16 protein-coding genes and 1 riboswitch are annotated in these 20,450 nt (G+C 44.0%); all 16 genes read right to left on the bottom strand.

The window, feature by feature from the left end; genetic code table 11:
* Nucleotides 1-328: 328 nt before the first annotated feature.
* The 16 genes from Q1Q15_RS20500 to Q1Q15_RS20425 all read right to left on the bottom strand — a co-directional run bounded on the left by Q1Q15_RS20500 (nt 329) and on the right by Q1Q15_RS20425 (nt 19,749).
* Nucleotides 329-1,399, bottom strand: coding sequence for a hypothetical protein (locus Q1Q15_RS20500; RefSeq protein ID WP_300464172.1), 1,071 nt, complete (start codon nt 1,397-1,399; stop codon nt 329-331).
* Nucleotides 1,400-1,431: 32 nt separating this feature from the next.
* A riboswitch (cyclic di-GMP riboswitch) is annotated at nt 1,432-1,503 on the bottom strand.
* Nucleotides 1,504-2,244: 741 nt separating this feature from the next.
* Nucleotides 2,245-2,592 (bottom strand): PEP-utilizing enzyme, encoded by a 348-nt coding sequence (locus Q1Q15_RS20495; protein WP_300464170.1) that lies wholly within the window; start codon nt 2,590-2,592, stop codon nt 2,245-2,247.
* A gap of 279 nt (nt 2,593-2,871) precedes the next feature.
* On the bottom strand, nt 2,872-4,332 hold the full coding sequence (locus tag Q1Q15_RS20490) for a Tm-1-like ATP-binding domain-containing protein (protein ID WP_300464168.1): 1,461 nt from the start codon (nt 4,330-4,332) through the stop codon (nt 2,872-2,874).
* A gap of 98 nt (nt 4,333-4,430) precedes the next feature.
* Entirely contained in the window at nt 4,431-5,234 is an 804-nt protein-coding gene (locus tag Q1Q15_RS20485; protein ID WP_300464167.1) for an electron transfer flavoprotein subunit beta/FixA family protein, read from the bottom strand.
* Nucleotides 5,234-6,235: an electron transfer flavoprotein subunit alpha/FixB family protein gene (locus Q1Q15_RS20480; RefSeq protein WP_300464165.1), complete on the bottom strand. Its 1,002-nt coding sequence runs from the start codon at nt 6,233-6,235 to the stop codon at nt 5,234-5,236. The genes Q1Q15_RS20485 and Q1Q15_RS20480 overlap by 1 nt, the downstream gene beginning before the upstream one ends.
* 98 nt (nt 6,236-6,333) lie before the next feature.
* The gene (locus tag Q1Q15_RS20475; RefSeq protein WP_300464163.1) at nt 6,334-7,593 is read right to left on the bottom strand and encodes a Tm-1-like ATP-binding domain-containing protein; all 1,260 of its coding nucleotides are present in this window, start codon (nt 7,591-7,593) and stop codon (nt 6,334-6,336) included.
* Between the two features lie 321 nt (nt 7,594-7,914).
* Nucleotides 7,915-8,856: a LysR family transcriptional regulator gene (locus tag Q1Q15_RS20470; protein ID WP_300464162.1), complete on the bottom strand. Its 942-nt coding sequence runs from the start codon at nt 8,854-8,856 to the stop codon at nt 7,915-7,917.
* A 163-nt stretch (nt 8,857-9,019) separates the two neighbouring features.
* Complete coding sequence (locus tag Q1Q15_RS20465) at nt 9,020-9,385, bottom strand: hypothetical protein (RefSeq protein WP_300464160.1); 366 nt, start codon at nt 9,383-9,385, stop codon at nt 9,020-9,022.
* On the bottom strand, nt 9,382-11,217 hold the full coding sequence (locus tag Q1Q15_RS20460; RefSeq protein WP_300464158.1) for an aldehyde ferredoxin oxidoreductase family protein: 1,836 nt from the start codon (nt 11,215-11,217) through the stop codon (nt 9,382-9,384). Before Q1Q15_RS20460 ends, Q1Q15_RS20465 begins: the two co-directional genes overlap by 4 nt.
* 43 nt (nt 11,218-11,260) lie before the next feature.
* Nucleotides 11,261-12,196: a transporter gene (locus Q1Q15_RS20455; protein ID WP_300464157.1), complete on the bottom strand. Its 936-nt coding sequence runs from the start codon at nt 12,194-12,196 to the stop codon at nt 11,261-11,263.
* 163 nt (nt 12,197-12,359) lie between these two features.
* Nucleotides 12,360-12,953 (bottom strand): HD domain-containing protein, encoded by a 594-nt coding sequence (locus Q1Q15_RS20450; protein WP_300464155.1) that lies wholly within the window; start codon nt 12,951-12,953, stop codon nt 12,360-12,362.
* 248 nt (nt 12,954-13,201) lie between these two features.
* On the bottom strand, nt 13,202-13,408 hold the full coding sequence (locus Q1Q15_RS20445; protein ID WP_300464153.1) for a hypothetical protein: 207 nt from the start codon (nt 13,406-13,408) through the stop codon (nt 13,202-13,204).
* Nucleotides 13,409-13,585: 177 nt separating this feature from the next.
* Complete coding sequence (locus Q1Q15_RS20440; RefSeq protein ID WP_300464151.1) at nt 13,586-15,151, bottom strand: FAD-binding protein; 1,566 nt, start codon at nt 15,149-15,151, stop codon at nt 13,586-13,588.
* Between the two features lie 9 nt (nt 15,152-15,160).
* Nucleotides 15,161-16,438, bottom strand: coding sequence for a (Fe-S)-binding protein (locus Q1Q15_RS20435; RefSeq protein WP_300464149.1), 1,278 nt, complete (start codon nt 16,436-16,438; stop codon nt 15,161-15,163).
* A gap of 10 nt (nt 16,439-16,448) precedes the next feature.
* On the bottom strand, nt 16,449-17,912 hold the full coding sequence (locus Q1Q15_RS20430) for an FAD-binding oxidoreductase (RefSeq protein ID WP_300464147.1): 1,464 nt from the start codon (nt 17,910-17,912) through the stop codon (nt 16,449-16,451).
* 247 nt (nt 17,913-18,159) lie between these two features.
* The gene (locus tag Q1Q15_RS20425) at nt 18,160-19,749 is read right to left on the bottom strand and encodes a benzoate-CoA ligase family protein (protein ID WP_300464145.1); all 1,590 of its coding nucleotides are present in this window, start codon (nt 19,747-19,749) and stop codon (nt 18,160-18,162) included.
* Nucleotides 19,750-20,450: the final 701 nt, after the last annotated feature.

Genomic DNA, 20,450 nt, shown 5'->3' with positions numbered 1-20,450 from the left:
TATTTCTTTACGCTAATTCGAAACTCTGATGATTAATTCGGTTATCAGAATTTCAAATCATTTCGTACTGATACTATACTCTTTTTGATAATGTTCAGATCTGTATACTTCTTTGTAGGGGCGCCTTTTTTTGATTTTAAAAAAAGAAAGGAGAATTATCCTGGTACTTCAAGTCATGAAATGGGACATTTACCCTGATAAAGCAGAAGCCTATTCGGCCGGGAAAGTAATTTCATCATCAGCATTAAGACAACAGCTCCAACAAATTGAAATATAAAAAGGGCGGCCCAACAAAAAGAATGAAGCTGGTAGGAATTCGTGATCGGTTTTATTTGTTTTGTTTATCGGTGCCGCAAGTACCATTTAAAATATATTGTACTCCCTGATCCCACCCGTCAACTGTTCCGCTGATGATGCCGTTTTGTATCGTAAGGCTACCAAAGCTTCCGGGAAAATTTGGATCTGGGTAGGGACAGGTAAATGTAATCCCATCCTGCGATGTTATATCATACTGCTCGGAGTAGGGGGAAGAAAATACAGTAAGGTGGCCTTCATATTTGGTACCGGCATATACATACCCAAGACGGAAGTGTCCTGTCGCCTGGGTACTGGAATCGGTAAAGGTCCCTGTGCAGCTTGTGAGTTCTCCACCATAAGTTGTCCCGTCAATATTTGCAGCTGTCAATTCGTAAATACCACCGTTATCTTCATAGCAATAGATTTCTTTTACCACTCCAACATTTTTTGCATAATAGTACAATGAAATCCCGGATCGATCGCTACGGACCCTGCGTATTTTTAAACAACCTTGAAAGGTTCCAGCTGGCGTAGCGACGTCTTCAAGACCTAAAAACGTATATTCCCGGATAACGGGAGGGTTGCTATTATTTGTGGCGAAAGCAGTCGTAAAGGCATCTCCCACTTTCATTTGGGTGCTGCCTATTGCATATGGTGGGGAGTATGTTGTTATGGTCGGTGGGTTTTGGTAAAAATTTTCCTCTTTTATCTTAACGATCACTGAGTTAATAACGGAAAAATAGTATACCCAATCTCCCCAGTCCTGAACATAGGTTATCTGTTCGCCTGTCGATTCTGTTGTGGTCTTCACGAAATAATCAGATTCTGAACTATTGTATGTTCCATCATTACTTTTGGAGGTCCAGACTTCATGGTAAAGGTATTCAGCGCCATCAATATTAAAATATTCACTGAAATTATACGTGGGGATGTTTGTTGATAACGCACTCCTGGTTCCGGTCGAAACTTGCAGCGCACTAATGGCCTCTGGCATTCCAACAACACCATCACCGTTCACATCCCCAACAGCTTCTGCCCAGACGACAGATACAGAGACGATTATCCCGACAATGAAAATCATCATCAATACGACTTTTTTCATAGAACCTCCTCAATAAAAAAATGGATCACCTATTCTGTAACCCGGTTGTCATTCAGACCCGTGGCTTTCCATCCCCACTTCTATAAGGTCTGGTTTTGTCATGGATTTTTGATTTCTTACAATCACTTAGTAAAGCTGAAGTAGTTTGTCAATTAGGTAAACCCCTGAATTTTTAAAATATGATTTGGGCTACCCAGTCTTTAATTATAGTATAGACATTACAAAAACGAACCTTTCTCCGGACTATCTGTGAATCTAACACGTTATCGCCTTCTTCTGGATTGCACTCAAAAAATTACTTGCTAAAAATTTTAAGGATACCTTTTGAATATTTGAAGAATCCAGATTCATGTTATTTGTAATTTTTGGAGTCATAAAAACAGGACTGGTTTTTCTAAGGCTCGCCCTAAAGTATGAGTGTGAAACGCCAGCCTTGCTTCATGCCGGAAGAAAGCCTTTCAGCCACTGTGATCTTAATGCTTTTTATTCAGGGATGCCAGCATCTCGAAGTGCATCTAAAAGTAAATTTAATGCTTCTTGATCAGTCATGACTACTTTTGATCTCCTCATGGGTCAAGAGCTTATTTTCATAATTTTTCATAGAAAACCTGATTCAATATCTTTTGCTGGAAAAGGGTTAAGTCTTGAACAATCAGATTACAATATATGACCCAGGACTATGAATACAGGTCGTTTCTCAAGAGAGTAGTTTTCTGCAGTTTTATCGTCTCCATAAAGCATTTGAATGGATGTTCCATTCTTGAAATATACATCCATAGTCTAGCAGGCAATAGGGCAGAGCAGTTGCCTAATGGAAAATTTTTGTTATTGGTTTAGATAAATACTTAGGCTGCCCTTGAAATGATTTGAACTATCCCGTCTGCTCCATTTATCCGGAGGAGGTCCCCTTCATTAATAATATTCACGCCATGTAGAATCCCTGCCACAGCAGGCAGGTTATTCTCTCTTGCAATAGAAGCTGCGATGGACATGACACCACCTTTCTCAGTAACGATGCCCTGGATCAGTGAAAATACAGTTAAATAAACAGGGGATAGGTAGGGGCAAACCAGAATGGTATTCCGGTCGACTATCCCGAGATCCGCAGGTCTTTGAATGACGGCGGCAAATCCCTCTGCAATTCCCCCTGCCACTGGTAATCCCTGAAGTGACATTTCACAATCTTTTTTCATAACCTTTCCTCCTACTCTATTGGAACCTGTTGTTTTTATATCAACACGTATAAAATTTATTATAAATAAGACCATTTCAATGGTTGCGCTTAAAAAATAAGGATAGAAACAAATTTGAAAACCGGTTGTGAAGTACGTTCAAATTTTTTTTATTCGGTTATTTTTGAAAATGCTAACCATTATTTTTTTCTGATGCAGAATTAATACCCCGCTTCAATCAGCGGGGTATTAGACCCAATCCGGATCGTAGTAATCTGCGCTTTTATGTCAGTTGCAAGATTATTTCACTGCCTGGCTTTCCGTTTCATGCGTCAGTTTATCCCGCAACTTATAGCGCTGAACCTTACCGGTGACTGTTCTCGGCAATTCATCTACAAAATTGATTCTTTGAGGGTATTTGGCGTGATTTGTTCTACTCCGTACAAAGTCTGATACTTCTTTTTCCAAATCTGGTGTGGGCTTATGGCCATCTTTAAGTACAACAAAAGCGACCGGTTTATCCAGACCAGACTCGTTCCCCTCTGTAACGACTACTGCCTCACTAACATGTGAATGCTCCAGCAAAACATTTTCCATCACCAATGGGGACAGCCACAACCCACCGGGTTGATTTTTAATTAATTCATATAAATGTTCAGAAGCCAGCGTCCCAAAGGCGGGGTCATTAATGTCCATATCAACTTCGACAATTGAGTCTTCTTTTACAAATGTCTTTAGACAGTTTATGAATGCCGGGTTCATTTCGGGATCATAGTAATCTCCACCTTTTTTGCCAAAATAAGACCATGCATCTAAAGGAATTAAAAACTTTGTGTTTTTTGGATTTGTCTTTTTGTAAATATTGCCAATCCATTCCGTTGCTTTTATGACTTCCTCTTTTTTGGACATGGCGCCCCATCTAAAGTCATGATTGACGTGCTTTCTTCCTTTAAAAAAAGGAGCGTCCGGGTCATAACGTTTATTAGTCCCGGTAATGGACTCGAATCCGCCGGGACAGATGATCGTTGGAACGTCCATGGAAAAATATGACGCAACCCTGTCTTCGGTGATGTTTCCATAATCGCCACCTCCGATATGATCCATAATATCGTGGGGACTCACATCCAGGACACCTGCGAAGTAGCCCTCACGGATCATTTCCGCCATTGCCATCGTGCCCTCTCCGGTACCATGGAAAGGCACGAGATAGAAGTCTTTATCTGTCCAGAATTCATCTGCTGCTTCAACATAACCAAAACAAGCGCCGACGCTCGTTATCGCAATAGCGGGTCGATCAAATTCCGGCATTTTGTAGTGCATTGCAGCCAAAATGCCGGTGCCCACCTCAAGGACTCCCTTTACGGCCGGGTTCAAGGCGCCAGCAAAGTCAAAGGGGGTTTGAAGGTACACGATGTCTTTATAGGATTCAAATACGTGGAGACTATTGGCGATCATTGTTGATATCATAACCTTGGGCAGAAACAAGGGGAGATCCCCCATCAGACTCAGCCCCATATAGAGACCTGTTCCGCCGCCGATTGAGATCGCTCCTGAGATCGGTCTATTTGTGACAATTTCTTTTAGCTGTTCCCTGCATTTTACAATCGTTTCATCAATGACTTTCCCTCTATCATGAGATTGTATGTTCGTGCCTAGGTCAAGTTTAATGGCTTTATGTGATCTTTTTTTAAGTTCCTTGCAGATGTAATCAAGTTCCTGCTTTTTTGTATTCCACGCCCCCATAACGATAAAATCACCCATTGTACGCCTCCTGTTTTTCTTATAAGTAAACTATTATCATGAAGAAAACGATCACTTAAAGGAATCGTTTTCGATTTTATTATCTCCTTTTCATTATCTCAATTATTTTTTAAGAATGCTTTTTTTAAAGTCATTGCCAAATTTTCGCCTCTTTCCTCAGGTGAGTCTCCTTCTATGAAACTGCACTCCCTTTCCATGTTTGGCGGTGAAGTCAGAGCCAGAATTTCAAAAGGGTTTAATTCCTGGGTATCAATTTTAAGGTCGTCAGACTGCCAGACTTCTATGGGGCGCTTACGAGACTCAAGAACCGTTCTTAACGACGGAACGCGCATCTCTCCAACCTCGTTACTGATTGTAAGCAATACCGGCATGTCGCCTTTAACCCGCTCATATCCGCCAGGTATCATTCTTTTGACAGAAACGCTTCTGTCTTCAATCGTCACACCGCCGACCAGATTAACGATGGGAATCCCCAACATTTCTCCAAGGATTAAGCCCGTCTGCCCTGAATCCCAGTCACTGGCTTGCCTTCCGGTAAAGACCAGATCGTATTCTCCGATTTTTTCTATGGCCTTGGAAAGAACATCGGCAGTGGAACGGCTGTCGAGATCTTTGAAATCGGAATCATCCACAAGAACAAGGTCGTCAACGCCTACAGCCAGGGCTTTTCGTAAAATGCTCTGGGAAAGTTTTGATCCCACACTTACGACCGTAACCTTTGCCCCCGTTTTTTCTTTAATTTTCAGGGCCGCCTCAATGGCGTTCTGGTCATAGCTGTTGATTCCAGGAGGAAGACCCTTTATTTTAACCATTTTTGTATCAGAATCAATTTCAACCAAATTAGCAGGGGCTTCAGGATCTGGGACCTGTTTTGCGCAAACGATAATTTTTATTGGATTCATTATACTCCCCCCCATTTCTTTTTAAAGGCTGGTAGAATTTCCCTGTAATCACCAACTACACCGTAATCGGCTAAATTAAAGATGTTGCTATCTTCGTCTTTATTGATGGCAACGACAGTCTTGCTCTTGGACATTCCGGCGATGTGTTGGATGGCGCCGGAAATACCGACGGCGATATAGAAATCCGGTGCAACCATCTCACCGGTCAAGCCGATCTGGCGGTTGGATGAAATCCATCCGGAATCTATGGCAGGCCTGCTCGCACCTATAATAACGTTTGCAAAAGATTCTTTAAATAGAGGCACCAAAGTTGCTAACTCTTCGAATCCTTCAATACCCCCTATGCCTCTGCCGCCGGAGATGATGACATCCGCTTTATTGAGTGCTACGACGTCTTCCCGAACGACCTCCAGGGATTGAATTTTAACAATGGATTCATCGATATCCGGTTTGATGTCTATAATTTTACCCAGTTCTGCCCCTCTCTCGGCCAGCTTGTTCGCTTTTTCCCTGACCGTCGCCATCTGCGTCGCGCCTTTTTGTTTGAAGGTAGCAACGACGTTGCCACCGTATATCGCTTTGGTTTTAATGAGGCTGCCGTCATCCGGATCTATCTTCAGATCGATACAATCGGTTATGATTTCACAATCCAAACGAAATGCCAATCTTGGTGCAACCTCTATTCCTACAAAAGACTGGGACGCCAGAAAAACCCTTGGCTTTAGTTCCTTGAAGAGTTTTTCAAGAACATCGACCCATATCTCGCCATTAAACCGATTTAATAAAGGACTCTCGACCTTATAAATTTTATCAGGGCCAAAACCGGCAAGATCCTGGGCGACGGGATCAAGGTTGTCGCCCATTAAGACGATTGCAAGCTCTTCATCCAAGTCTATGGCCAGTTTTTTTCCCATGGTCAATAATTCAAGAGTCTTTACATCTAACTCTCCATCGGTTACTTCCCCATAAATCCATACATCCTTATTGGATTTTTTGCTCATACGCTTCCTCCTATACTTGGTAATAAAAACGTTTTCGGCGTGATCATTTGCGCTCATTGCTTTTTTATATTGCCCCTATTATTTAAGAGACAGACAAATTAAACAACGCAATGATCGGTTTTTATACTCACTGTCCTTGGTACATTGTTATCTGCCACTAAATTTTTGAACTCGGCAACCACTGCCTGAGCAAAGTCATTGTCATTTATATGGACGTCGTATTCTATTATATCTGTACGTCCATTAAGATGCGTTTTTAGGGCTTCCAGAAGTGCTTCATCCGCCTTTGTATCCCGGAAGGGCTTTCCCTGACTGTCAAGAGTGGAAAGGCCTTTCTCAGGCCAGAGAAGCACGACCGGGCCCTGAGATTGATTTAACTTGTCTGCTATTGTTTTGCCGAGCAGTGTATTTTCCTTCTCATTGGTTCTGACCAAAAAGGCCTGGGGGTTATGGCTATGAATCCTTCTGCCGCTATATCTGGGAGGTATGGTTTCAGGACCCAAAAAATTAATGAAGTCTGCGCTCCCCGGGACAATAACCTGTGGAATGCCACGTTTTCCAGCCGCTGTGAGACGATCAGGACCCGCAGAGGCAAGACCACCGGTAAGGTCGTTGACAATTTCATTCACTGCCAGTTCAATGACCCCCTGCACGTCATATGATTTTACATATTCCTCAAGAGCAAACCCACCGGTTCCGATGCTGTGAAAAACCAATACCGCATAACCCTCAGATTCAAGAATGTTTTTAATCGTCAATCCGCATGTGGTTACAGTCCCATTCATACTTAAAACAACAAGCGGTCTGTTCAGATCCTTGACTGGAGGAGTTTCTACCATGCCAACCATGGCCCCAGCCGCGTTGTTGAGAACCTGTCGTGTTAGCCGATTGATTCCTGCCAGATCTGCCACAGGCGGAACGATCATTACATCTTTGGCGCCGATGTAAGGCCATACGCCAGCCTGGGAAATCTTGGTAGAAATCAGCATTTTGGGTAAGCCCAAAGGTAAGGATTTAAGTGTTGGTGCGGCTATTGTCGAGCCTTGACCACCGCCGATGGCCAATATCCCTTGTATCTTTTTTCCTTTTAACATGGAACTTATCGTCTTTTTTAAACCTGCTGCCATAATTTTTTGGGCATAGGACTCATCACCTTTTTCTATAAGGCTCTGGATATCCCCACCACCAGCCAAAGCAATTTTATTTTTGCTGACATCGGCTTGGATTTGTGGCTCGTGAAGAATGCCGGTATCTATAACGATGACATGATGCCCTCTTTTTTTAATTAATGATCTCAGGAGATCCACTTCATCCCCTTTAGTATCCAGAGTCCCAACAATAACAATGGTTTTTTTCATTTGTTTTTCCTTATATCCGTGAACCAATTATTTAAACGCCTAATCGCTTGAATATTTTTAAATTTGAATATGTGAATAATTTCAGATAATTAAAAACTAGGCAAATGACTTTTTTTAATGACGTAATAAGGCAGGGTTATAGGTAAAAAAAAATGCTTAAAAATGAAAAGGTTTGACTATTATTTGTAGCATTACGAAAAAATTAAATAAGGAGTTTAAAAAGGTCAGGAGTAGGAAAAGCAACACCATATAGATAGATCCGGGGAAATTGCAATCTTGGGTAAGGCTTCAAAATCTGAAATAATTAGTTGGTTTTGCCAATCACATGAAAGGACAATCTTTAGGCCAAGACGAAGCCAAATGAGGAAAGTGGGGTGATCCTGGAGCCACTTTTGACAAAATATTGAGGAAGGCAATTGCAGGAAGAGAGAAGTGACGATCTTTTAAATATACGATATGGATAGGTAAAAAAATCTTATGTTCCTCTATGGGGATTGAAACCAATTTTCCTTCTGAAATCTCTCGGGATACTGTATATTCCACTAAAAGGGAAACGCCATGCCCTCTCTGAACCATCCGTTTGATGGATTCGGTATCACCAAGTTCAAAAAAAATATTAGGAGTGATGTGATGTTGCTTGAAGAAGTCAGCAACAACTTTCGCCGTTCCAGAGCCCGGTTCCTTCAAGATAAGTGGCTCCCTGGATAGATCCTCCAATGAAGCGACACCTTTTAAGGCCAACGGATGATCAGGATTCACTACAAGTATGACTTCCGGATTATCCAGATGAATAAAATCGACATCAGTGTACTCCTTAACCATTGGCATTATTGCAATTTCACTATGCCCCATACGCAGCATATTGATGCTGTCCTCTGATCCAATGTGATTTAACTGGACTTTTATATGGGGATATTTTTTTTTAAACTTATTTGTTAGAAATGCCATAAAGTTCGGCACATATGTTGTAGTGGATAAGCGAAGGACACCTTGTTTTAATCCTCTAATATCTTCTACCGCCATTTCGATCTCTTTTTCATAATCAAACACCTTTTTTACATAATCAAAAAGGTATTTTCCTTCCTCGGTAAGGTAAATCTTCCCCCGGGAATTTTCAAAAAGTTTCATCTCCCAAAGATTCTCAAGAACCTTTACCTGCCTTGTTATAGCGGGTTGAGTAACAAAAAGATCTTCGGCTGCTAAGGTAAAGCTGAGATTCTTTGCTACGTGATAAAAGGATCTAAGATAATTGTAATTAATCATTAAATATCTACTCCTTTAGGGTAAATCCTTTTTCGTCCGCACTGTCAATGCAAATGGTCGCATCTCCTGATATTTTTTTAAAACCGTCTAACATATTCCATGTAACACAACCTGCCTTCTTTTTATAGTATTTATTCTGAATCGTCATATGGTCAGAAGTGAGTTATCTCCCACCGACCAGCGTTAGCGCTCCGGTGGGGCACCACCTTACACATTGTGGATCGCCACGACAAAAATCACACTTTAACGGCGTCTTCCCATCCAGTTCCTTGAATACCGATTTAACCGGGCAGGAAGCCCTGCACACAACGCACTCGTCCACCTCATGACCGTTGTACATGACCATATCTCCTTTTGAATCGCATACGGCCTTATAATTCCTGGCAATGACCGGCAGACAGAACTCCTCGCCGATGAACACCCTGATTCTAGATCTCTGAACATTCACGGCGCCAGTATGGTTTAAGGAACACGCAACCTCACAGAGCTTGCACCCACTGCATTTGGTATGATCTATATTGATTTTCATTGCACCTTTACCTTCCATTCGCTTAACCCTAGTTCTTCAAGCTTTTCCGGTTTAGGAACGCCTTTATTATCCCAACCCCGAATTCTGTGATATTCTTCCAGCAAGGGAGGTAGATCCACGACGCGTCCTCCCCTGGGGGGAGCTTCGGTCAGCATCCTCTGTGGCAGCCCGTCATCCTCTGAGCTTAATCCGGCGGCAAGGTTAAACAGCCGTTCCATGTTCCAGTTTTTTTCGCCAATCATCATAAGCTTGTCCTGGGAGTAGGAGACCCCGGTCACCAGCTCAAGCCATGAGGAGGCCTTGTCTTCCCACATGGGGCCGTGATAGATAATCCAGCACAATACCCCGGCGTCCACGATGGACACATAGTCCTGATAATGTTTGGTCCAAGCGACCAGAGGAGTAAGATCGTCGGACTGGGAGTGAAATGTCATCACCGATTTTGTATGACTGGCACCGACTGGGCTGGTTGCATACTGAAGGCCGATGACCTCAAGACCTGGAAAACGTCCCTGGGGGTGCCAGGCAGGGAAACCTTGTTTTTTCACCCCCATAAAAAGCTCGGGATGCCCGGCCCGTTCCGCCACAGCGTACCCCCCATCCGCCAGCTGGTCCCCGAAATCCTTCCTGAAAGCGGTTTTTTTTAGAAGTTCCAGTATCGCTGTTCCATTACCGAAGTTTAATGGATAACCGATTGTTTTTCCGGTTAAATATCCAAGTTCATAAAGTTCCATGGCGCAGGATATTGTGGCCCCCCCGGTAATGGTGTCCATTCCTAACTCATTGCACAAATAATTGGCTTTCCATATTTCATCCAGATCGGCAACGCCGCAATTGGAACCGAAAAGCCCCAAGGTTTCATGCTCCGGTCCCTTTGCCGTTCCAGGGTAGGCAGGATCGAATATCGTACTACGCTTCCCGCATCGAAATGGACACCCGAAGCACGCTTCGTCCCTGACACGAATTTTGTCTCGAATTGTAGCCGGATCCTCGTAGGGTTTGAATCCATCAAAATCCCCCTCCTTAAAGTTCAGGGAACATAAGGTTCCTGTTTTCTGGGCACGCCCGATCAGATCCCATGTGCCCCATTTAGACCGGTTTTCAAGCTGACCCGTCTCCCTGGCCTCGCCGATAAAATCAATTATTGCTTTTTGAAATCCCTTTACATCGGCAATTCGAACTTCTCCGGTTCCTTTTACCCCAATTGCTTTCAAATTTTTGGATCCCATGACTGCCCCCAGCCCCGAACGGCCCAGCGCTCTGCCCCCATCGGACATGATAGAGGCGAAGCTCACGAGATTTTCCCCTGCCGGTCCGATCAGGAGCACGCTCGGCGTATTTCTTCCCCAGGCATCCTTTGAATCGCTTAATTCAGCCCGAATAGCGTTTTCCGTCTCGGTGGCCCATTTTCCCCAAAGATGCTCCGCAGGTTTGATGGTTACCTGATCGTTGACGATACTCAAATATGCCGGTTCAGGGGATTTGCCCTCGATGATCAGGAAGTCGTAGCCTGCATACTTTAGATTTGCGCCGAAATATCCTCCGCAGCAAGGGTTAGCGATTCCTCCTGTCAGGGGGGATTTGGAAACTGCGATAAATCTTCCCCCCGCGGGCACTCCCGTGCCCGTGAGCGGTCCTGTTGCAAAAATGAGTTTATTATCAGGGCCCAAAGGGTCGACCATGGGGTCCATCTCGTCAAGCAGTATCTTATTTCCGGCAATTCGGCCTCCGATATAGTTTAGCATCAAATCATCGGAAAGATCCTCTTCACCGATTTTTCCCCGGGTCAGGTCGACTCTTAAAATTTTTCCCTTCCAACCACATAAACCCATATTCGCTCCCCCTTAAAGATGTTCGATCATACGACAACAGCGGCTACCATCCTTTAGTCAGTGTAAACACAATCTTTGACCCTTCAGTGGTATTTTCAGCGCCAAATTCGCGTAATACCCTCAAGTTCAGCTGAAAATTCGTCGGCGGTAACCAGAGGAAGTTTATTTCCGCCCCCAGGGCAAAACTTTTTTTGCGCTCGTCGGCAATTGTACCCGGACCGTCATCGCTATCATCGTCAATCTGCCAATACGCATAGCCGGCAATCCCGGGACGCACAAGCAATTTCTTATTGACTGGAATTTGTTTACCCAAACCATACTCCACAAGAAATTCTGAACCGGGAGTGACATTTGTGTCCTCTTGCTCAGTATGAACCAGCGTTCGTGTCAATGCGCTGATTGACCATGATTTTTCCTGGTCAAGGTATAAGGTTCCCCCCAGGGTAAATAAGCCCGTCCAATAGCCAAGGCCCGGCGAAGCCGGTTTGTTCGAATCGTACTCTCCGGTGGGTGCGAGGACTGCCAGGGCCAACGACGCATCCCAGCGGGACCCATGCCAACCCAGGCCAAGAGGTTGGATACAAATGTCGCCCAGCGATAACGATTGGCTGTCGGATACGCCCAAGGCTTTTATGTTGACATTAATATCAACCACCGGCACGATCATATCGAATGCGTAGTCAGCCCCCAGGATTTTTTTCTTTGTAACCCATACGAATCGATGCGCTATTGCAAAGGCGTCTGTATTAAAACCAACATTCATTTCATCTCCATTGTCATTTTTCAGCGTCGTGGGGTTATACCAGGAGGTGTAAGCACGGTAGTAAACTCCCGGTGGCGGTAACGTGGCCGCCATGACACCCTCGCAGCCGAGCGGGTAGTGAGAGCCTGATGTAGCAGCCTCAATTGAAAGGGCACCACCCAACGAAAATAAAAAACAACCCAGAACAACCAACATCCATTTTAAGCATTTTTCCATGAGATCCTAATCCTTTCTTTAATCCGTTGATGAATCGCCCAACCCCCTAAACAAAGACCATATGCCACAAATTTTTCTTCCTTGTCGGCCCTAATTTTACCATCATGGTAAAAGAGTGTTGTTTGGAAGTCATGGACATGGAATCGTGGAGACCGGGAATGTGTTAACCGCTCACTTCACAGTATTTAAGTGTTTCTTTCCTCCTTTTGATCAATTCTTCGTTCGCTATTTTTTTAGACAAAGGTAGAAAAAACCATTTCGATATATTTGATTCAAGTTGGTGAAACAGTTCCTGGGTTGTAAAATCACACCAATCCACTAAATTTAAAAAAGACACATCGTACCGTGAAAGTTTGTCGGCATCTTTAACGATTTTATCATTCATGGATAGTGCATCTTCTCTAGTGTCGTGACCGGATATAATTTCGAGGATTTCTGATATTTTTCGATGAGAGTTTAAATGTTTTTCAAGTATGCCCTCTGCTATTTTGACGCCTTCCTCTTCATGGACCCTAACGATGCTCTCATCACCGTTGGGGCCCATTGCTTTTCTTATGTTGTCCTCGGAGATTTTAATCCAACCAACGTCGTGCAAAATGGCTGCAGGTATCACAATGTCCCTGTCGCCTTTTTCTTCCTGTAACAGCTTAAATGCAAAGTCGATTACGTTTTGTGTGTGTATTTCGTTTCTTCTTATTGATAAATATGGTTTTGCTTCGTTAAAAAGTGTTTTTTCAATCGTATTCATTTCAATCATTTTTCACGCCTCATATAAAAGCAAATCAGTTAAATGGCGGGGCTTGATCCTAACTTCGCCCACTTGTCGTAATTGATGGTTCAACGGGCTCAGGCTTGTGTTATTGGAGGCTGAATCTTTTATCAGGCTCCATGCTTTTGATAACAGACTGTAATAGCAAATAAATTCAGCAAAAGCGTCAATAACGCAAGCCTGACTCCTTCTGGGTATTGGCCGAAACGATGATCAAGCCCAAATGGCGAATGGCTCTAACCACCATCAAGAAATTTCTCCAGAACACATATACATTCCACATCCGAACTTAAATGATGAATGACTTTATTGGTTTTTCCATCGATGACGAGTCCGCCAATAGGATCTTTGTAAGTATTTTGCAAAATTTTTTGTGCTTTCTCTCGAGATACTTCTATGGTTTCGCCACTGGATAGTAATTTGACCGTTACTATTCTCTCCATATTACCCTTTTGACGTTATTAAATTGATCGTGTTTTGTTCCCTGCCGATCTCTAAAAACGATTTTTTTTGAATCGGAATCGGCAGGGACAAAACAGTGTTTCTCCCACGTTTAAGGCTACTCTTTCTCACATTACATTTATTGTGCTGTAAACCGTCTCGTTTTTCGGCTAGTGCTATTATTCCTTGGGATTTGTATAAAAAGAGGCTTCTGATACCAGATTGGGATCCAGCGCCTTTTTTATTTTTTTCATCCAAAGGTGATAATTCATTGTTTCCGGTCCTGCGGTATCGTTAATTTCGTCATTAAACCCAATTCCACCTTCAAGCGGTCCGATACCGAGTTTAGAAGCAAGTTCTCTTTTACAGGCTTCTTCGTAATGTTCCCTGGCAACTTTAACCGCCTCTTTGTCACAGGGGTCAAACCGTACGGGAATTTCTCCATGTCCGCCGATCTGGCCTTGTTCGAAGGGCTGTAACCAAATGGGGTCTCCGTCGTCAAGCAATTTACCGGTCTTTACGAATTCTTCCTTTAACTCATTGGCCATCACTTGCAAATTCAGGAGAGAGTCCATGGTCTCTTCTGCTCCCGGTCCTTCATTGAAAGTACCGCCTGCCCGGAAAGCACCTTTGTTTCCGCCGATCCCCAACAAGCCATGAGCGTATTTGCCCCCATCTCTGTGAGAATCTTCGGTAAAGTAGGCGCCATTGGTTTTTTCCACAATCTTGTTTAACACCTTTACTCTGTACTCTAAGCATTCAGGGGAGGTAGAGTCCATGATCAGAACGATTGAATTAGCGCATTTTTTCTGGTAAATCCCTTTTTTCCATAACTCCCACATTTCTTCATTTGAACCCACCAGACCGGACGCGACGGCAAAGGGTCCCCGCCTGCTGCAAACATGTGATATTTCTTCCTCACTGATTAAATAAAGGGCATCCACAACATCCTCCCGAGTGGGGAATGTCATTGTAAATACCTTAAAGTTTTCCGGTAGATCATTGCTATATGAGGGAGGATTATTGGATGTTTCCAATACTTTCGGCCCATACCATGGGGTAAGCTTTACAGCCACCTTGGTGATGACACCCAAGCCCCCATTGGCTCCGACAACGCCCCTCATGGCGCCACGAAGGCTTGGACCGGGTCCGTCTCCAGAGAACCACCCGCAGCCGGCACCGAGAGAACCCAGCCTTAATAATTTCCCATCCGGCAAGATCCATTCGACGCCTAAAACGGAACGGCCGCCGACCCCTGTAAAGATGGATGCGTTTCCAATTCCGCAATGAGACGTTGAGCTGGCAACCACGGATGCACTGGGGCCAGCGCCCAGGGAGTAGCATCGCATTCCTTTTTTTGTTGCCTCGATGGTTAGCGCGCCTATCGAAACATAAGGCTCAACAACGCCGTACATGCTATCTTCATTAATTTCTATGATCTTGTTTAATCTTCTCAAATCTATGGGAAGAAATCCTTCGGCCGCCGACAAAGCAGTCGCCTCCCAGCCCGTTGCATGCGGTCTGAATTTAACATTATATTGATTGCAGACCTTTACAACCTCTTGAACCTCCTCGGCAGATCCTGGGATGATAACTGCAATGGGTCTTGCAGCAAATTTGTCCCCGAACATGACTTCATTTCCCCACACAAAACAATAACTGTCCATGATGACAGGATCCTGGGAAATATATTCAGGCCCAACAATACCTTCCAGTGCACGGTAAGCTTCTTTTGAAATACTCATATTCTCTCCTTATACCATTGCTTTTTGAACAAGCTGGATAATGTCTAAGACCTGGATGGAATTTCCGTTTTCTTTAACGGTGTCGAGAAAATTCCTCTCGCACCATGAGCACGCAGTTACGATAGCATCCGCTCCTGTGTTTTCAGCTTCCTTCAATCTTTCTGCCGCTGTCCATTGTGCGAAATCAGGGTAAGCGTCTATCACTCCGCCGCCAGCTCCGCAACACCATGCGTATTCCCTGATTCTATCCATCTCTACCAATTTAAGACCCGGAATGCTTTTCAGAACGTTCCTGGGTGCGTCATACACGCCATTGGCGCCTCGTCTATATGTCTTAGGTGGATCATGAACAATCATCTGACCCATAACCTTTTTCTCTTCACCTTCCCAGTGGATCCAAGGTTCAGCCAACCTGCCAAGATGACAGGGATCATGATAGGTCACTGTCATTGGAACCTCATTGTCAAGCTTCAACTTGCCTTCTTCGATCAATTGTTCGATAAATTCGGTGATGTGAAGAATTTTTACGGTAGGCTTTTTGCCGATCTTATCGTAAAGAACCTTAAACGCCTGGTAACATTCAGCGCAGGAGGTTACAACAGTTTTGACTCCTGCGTTTTTCCAGACGTCCAGGTTATGCTCAGCATATTTGGTGAGTTCTCCCTGATAACCCATTTCATAGGCCCGGCCGCCGCAACAAGCCTCGTCTTTTCCCATTATGCCCACATCAACACCCGCTTTTTTGAGAATCTTGATGGCCCCTCGGGAAATATCCCAAAGCGCTTCGTCGAAACTAAGCCGGCATCCGGCGTGAAATAAAACGTCGGCCTTTTCTTTTGTCAGGTCCTTGACGTCCAGTCCTTCAGCCCATCTGCCACGATCCGCCTTTTTCTGCTGCAACATATTGTCTTCTTTTTTCAGACCGTCAATTGCAAACATATGAGCAGGATGAAGCTGACCATCCTCGACCATTTTTGCCCGCAACGAAAGCATCATTTCCAGAGGCTCCAGATCCCGCTGGTTTTTGCAGGAAACATCACAGGCACCGTCCATACAGCATTGATAAACAATGTCCATCAAAGTATCCGAATACTCAATCCGACCCCTAAGAAGCGCCAGACCGGTAATCATTTTCCCCCCGGCCGACCAACTGTGAAAGTGATATCGGCTGATACTTGGACAAACCGCAGCAGTTTCATAATTTTTCCATTTTACATGGGGCACAAATTTGCAATAGGAACACCTGCTGCAGCGAGTCATATCACGTTCATATACTTCTAAGCTCATTTCATTCTCCTTATACGCACAGTTTTCCTGGATTCAGAATACCATCGGGATCAAAAATATTTTTAAGTCTCTTTATGGCATCCACACTATCCGGAGCGGCACCATAAGCGATGTCCGCCCAAGGCCCATAAGGACGGGAAAAGAACCCCCCCATATCGGCAATGGCTCGGCTGCTCTCCTTAAAAAATGCCTTTACCTTGTCCGTTTCTTCAACATTGCCCGGATCGTAGTTAAGGTTAAATTCACAATGGCAGTTGACGCCTTGAAAGGCCGGCTGAATGTATACACCAATATCCTCGTTTGAATATTGGTAAGCCCCTGCCAGCTCTTTCACTTTTTCAACGAAACCAGCAGTTTGTTTTAGTGTCGTTATGAAGAATATATCCTGACATCCCCCTTTGTATCTAAGTTTCCAGTAGTCTTGTCCGGATGATTTTCCCAATACATTTTCAACATCTTCGGCGGTGACACCTGCAATAGATTCTTCCGGTTTGAGGTCGAACCTTTCGGCTTCTTCCAGGAATTCCTTTTCCTGATACGCTACCCGATCCTCCGGGAACAACCCTCCGCCTTCCAGAACAATTACCAGTATCCACGAAGGTAGTTCTTGAGAAAGGGCCGTTATTTCTTCTTTTGTTCCTTTCATCAGGGAAGCTAAGTTCAGGCGGTTCAATATCAAGCACTGAGCATCATGCCGATTGTATATGCTTTTCCGCGCAAGGTCATAAAGTCTGACAATATCATCTGATCCAACCAGAAATGAGCGTTTCTCATCGGGAAGTACTTTGCATTTCATCGATATCCAGGTCACCAAACCCATAGTGCCCTGAGCCCCTTGAGCTAATTTGGCATAATCTACCTGGGAAGGACCGCCGGGTCTCACCTGGGCGCGACCGACTTCTAATTGTTCTTCTATTGAGCCCGGACCTGCGGCTGAGCCGGTCCGGAAAAGATCTCCATTTCCGTATACAACCTCAAGACACAGCAAAGGGTCTTGACCATCCCAATGATGCTTCGGCATTGTTATGGGATTCCTCTCAAGCCACGTAGTGAGGACTGATTTTGTGTTTCGTGGCGTCAAGGGCATAAAGGGAGCCAATTGCTCTTTCTTTAACTCCGGAATCAGTTCATCAAAAGTGACTCCAGGCTCGATCATGGCCACACGATTTCGACGGTCTATCCTGAGAATTTTCTTCATCCCGCTCATATCCAAGATAACCGCACCTTCCACCTCCGGCAAAGTATCACCATTGAAATGAGGCGCTCCTGAGCTAACCGGCACAAGAGGTGTCTTGTTGGCGCTTGCCAGCTTGACAATTTTCTGAACATCCTCCGTACTATGTGGTTTTACCACACACCGTGGCGTTTTGACTGAAGAAAAACTATTGTCTTGAGCGTAGCTTTCGAGCACTTCAGCAACCTCAAAGACATTTTCTTTTCCTACAATGGCTTTAAGTTCTTGTTCTAGAGTCATCTCTTCCTCTCTTCCTTTCGCTTAAAAGTGGTACATTTTTTCAGGACCGGTTGATAAAAATATTTAGTCCTTACTTATTAAAAATAATTTAGTGGTATTGGGTGTATGAATCGGAGAATCTATTTTTAAGAGCAGTAACCATGGTCTTTTGTAGGAAAATAATTCCATCAACCATTTTACCGACGCTGTATCACCTCCTCACACTATTTTCGCCTTTCCATAACCAATCAGTAGGGCTTAAGTTTTATTAATCTACCCTCTTCCGCAACATGTAACGCTGGATCTTCCCAGTTGACGTTTTGGGTATTTCTTCAACAATTTCTACCCAGCGAGGGTATTTGTATGGCGCCAGTCTTTGCTTAACAAAGGCCTTCAGTTCGGCAATAAACGCTTCATTCTGTTCATATCCATTTTTAAGGTTTACAAAAGCCTTGGGTTTAATCAGGCCCATTTCGTCTTTTTGAGGTACCACGGCGCATTCCGCCACAGCCGTATGTTCCAGAAGAGCTTCTTCTACCTCCAGGGGAGATACCCAAATACCGCCTACCTTGAGTGCATCGTCGCTTCTGCCGGCGTAATAAACGTAACCCTTCTTATCGACACGTATCCGATCCCCAGTCTTCATCCATCCATCTTGAAACGTATCCGCTGTTTTGTCGGGTTTATTCCAATAGCAGCTAGCTAAAGTGTTGCTTGATACCCAAAGTTCTCCTTCCTCACCATTTGAAAGCTTATTGCCATCTTCGTCTCGTACCTCCACCTTGTAGCCTGGAAGAGGGGTACCACAGCTTTTTTTCTTGACCTTGCCGGGACGATTGGCAATGTATACCCAACCCACCTCTGAGGACCCTATACCATCAAGAATTTCTATGCCGAAGCGGTTTAACCACCTCTCATACAAAGGAGCAGGTAAGGCTTCTCCAGCGGACATGCAATGACGCAGGGAATTTAAGTCCAGGTCGATTTTTTTTTCTTCCAGATAATTCAAGAGCTGACCGTATGAGGTGGGCACTGAGAAAAACAGTGTCGGCCGGTAGCGCTTTAATATTTTTGTTATGTTTTCGGGGAGAGGACGATCCTCGGTAAGGATGACTGATCCACCGTAGTAGAGCGGAAGATATAATCCATTGTTTAACCCATATGAAAAGAATAATCTAGAGATGCAGTACACGGTATCTTCAGGCGTAAATCCAACGACATTGTGACCCCAGGGCTCTACAGCGTATGCAAGGTCCCTGTGCAAATGGACCACTCCTTTGGGTTGACCGGTTGTGCCTGAAGTGTAAAGCCAGTAGGACTGATCGTTTTGTTTGGTTGGATAGACGGACAATTTTGATGAGGCGATTTGAATCATTTCCTCAAATGAGGTATGACCTGCAGTCGAACCTTTGACCACTACTTTCTGAAGTTCAGGGCAGTCTTCAAGAATAGGTTCGAGTTTGTTCAGAAGTTCCTGCTCCACTACAACAAATGCTGCTTTGCTGTCATTGATGAAATAGGCTAAATCTTCAGATGTTGCCATGACGTTGATGGGCACCGGTACGGCACCCACTTTCATAACTCCCAAAAAGGTGGAAAAAAACGTTGGGCTGTCATGTAGTAATAATATAACTCTTTGGTGCGGCTTGAGTCCCAATTTAGTCATGCCGTTTCCAGCTTTGTTGGTGAGTTCCCCAAGTTGATGATATGTGATTTCTTCATCACCACAATATATTGCGATGTTGTTCCCTCGACCATTATCTATATGGCGCTCAAGGAGCAGGGTCTCCATGTTAAACTGGTCAGGCAGAGTGAAGTGGGATTGCCAAGGTTGAATTTCAATGTTTTTAAAAGTCATAGATTTTTCCTCCTGTTGTGTCGAAATTAATCACATAGCCTTAAGCCGTTTGCAAATAACCTTTTATCATGATGTCATAAGATTAATTTATATGCCTTTTTACATGAATGATTTTAACTATTTGAATCAGTAGTACTACCAGGCTTTTCAAGGGTGATACCGTCACCAGAAAAATAGGGCCGGTTCAGGATTATTTTAAAAAAAAGTTATGATGTGTATAAAATTCAGCAAAAAAAATGATAATATACTTGCCGCAGGTGGCTGATACATCTGTTCGTGGAAAAAAGACATACATCACCGCTAACGGCATGAAAGTTAATCGGTTCCAATTATAAAACAGGCAGGACGGGAAGAAGTAATGTTGTTGGTCCTGGCCAGAGTTCTGGAAGCGCCTTATAACGTGTTATGTTGCGAGGGTTTTAATTTCTCGGAATACCAACATGTGGTGTTGCTCATACCCTTTTCAAAACCCAGACTTTGAATACTATATGTCACCAGATTGATTTTTATTGCGGTCCCTACTACCAAAAAAATTAAACGCCCTTTAGGTAAATAGCGTTACACTATTCCTAAATTCAGAGCTCCTGACATTAGCCAAATTTAAATGCAGCTTATGCAGCCTTAAATACCAGTTTCAGTTCTGTCCCGGGGTATAAAAATTTTTCCTTATTTACTATGTCACAAAGCTCCCCCAAAGACTC

This window comes from Desulfobacula sp., assembly GCF_030145145.1.
GTDB lineage: Bacteria > Desulfobacterota > Desulfobacteria > Desulfobacterales > Desulfobacteraceae > Desulfobacula.
This window is presented reverse-complemented; position numbering and strand designations above follow the sequence as displayed.

Coding starts and splice junctions, on each gene's coding strand:
- Q1Q15_RS20500 (WP_300464172.1), bottom strand. CDS start 1,399: ATGAAAAAAGTCGTATTGATGATGATTTTCATTGTCGGGATAATCGTC.
- Q1Q15_RS20495 (WP_300464170.1), bottom strand. CDS start 2,592: ATGAAAAAAGATTGTGAAATGTCACTTCAGGGATTACCAGTGGCAGGG.
- Q1Q15_RS20490 (WP_300464168.1), bottom strand. CDS start 4,332: ATGGGTGATTTTATCGTTATGGGGGCGTGGAATACAAAAAAGCAGGAA.
- Q1Q15_RS20485 (WP_300464167.1), bottom strand. CDS start 5,234: ATGAATCCAATAAAAATTATCGTTTGCGCAAAACAGGTCCCAGATCCT.
- Q1Q15_RS20480 (WP_300464165.1), bottom strand. CDS start 6,235: ATGAGCAAAAAATCCAATAAGGATGTATGGATTTATGGGGAAGTAACC.
- Q1Q15_RS20475 (WP_300464163.1), bottom strand. CDS start 7,593: ATGAAAAAAACCATTGTTATTGTTGGGACTCTGGATACTAAAGGGGAT.
- Q1Q15_RS20470 (WP_300464162.1), bottom strand. CDS start 8,856: ATGATTAATTACAATTATCTTAGATCCTTTTATCACGTAGCAAAGAAT.
- Q1Q15_RS20465 (WP_300464160.1), bottom strand. CDS start 9,385: ATGAAAATCAATATAGATCATACCAAATGCAGTGGGTGCAAGCTCTGT.
- Q1Q15_RS20460 (WP_300464158.1), bottom strand. CDS start 11,217: ATGGGTTTATGTGGTTGGAAGGGAAAAATTTTAAGAGTCGACCTGACC.
- Q1Q15_RS20455 (WP_300464157.1), bottom strand. CDS start 12,196: ATGGAAAAATGCTTAAAATGGATGTTGGTTGTTCTGGGTTGTTTTTTA.
- Q1Q15_RS20450 (WP_300464155.1), bottom strand. CDS start 12,953: ATGATTGAAATGAATACGATTGAAAAAACACTTTTTAACGAAGCAAAA.
- Q1Q15_RS20445 (WP_300464153.1), bottom strand. CDS start 13,408: ATGGAGAGAATAGTAACGGTCAAATTACTATCCAGTGGCGAAACCATA.
- Q1Q15_RS20440 (WP_300464151.1), bottom strand. CDS start 15,151: ATGAGTATTTCAAAAGAAGCTTACCGTGCACTGGAAGGTATTGTTGGG.
- Q1Q15_RS20435 (WP_300464149.1), bottom strand. CDS start 16,438: ATGAGCTTAGAAGTATATGAACGTGATATGACTCGCTGCAGCAGGTGT.
- Q1Q15_RS20430 (WP_300464147.1), bottom strand. CDS start 17,912: ATGACTCTAGAACAAGAACTTAAAGCCATTGTAGGAAAAGAAAATGTC.
- Q1Q15_RS20425 (WP_300464145.1), bottom strand. CDS start 19,749: ATGACTTTTAAAAACATTGAAATTCAACCTTGGCAATCCCACTTCACT.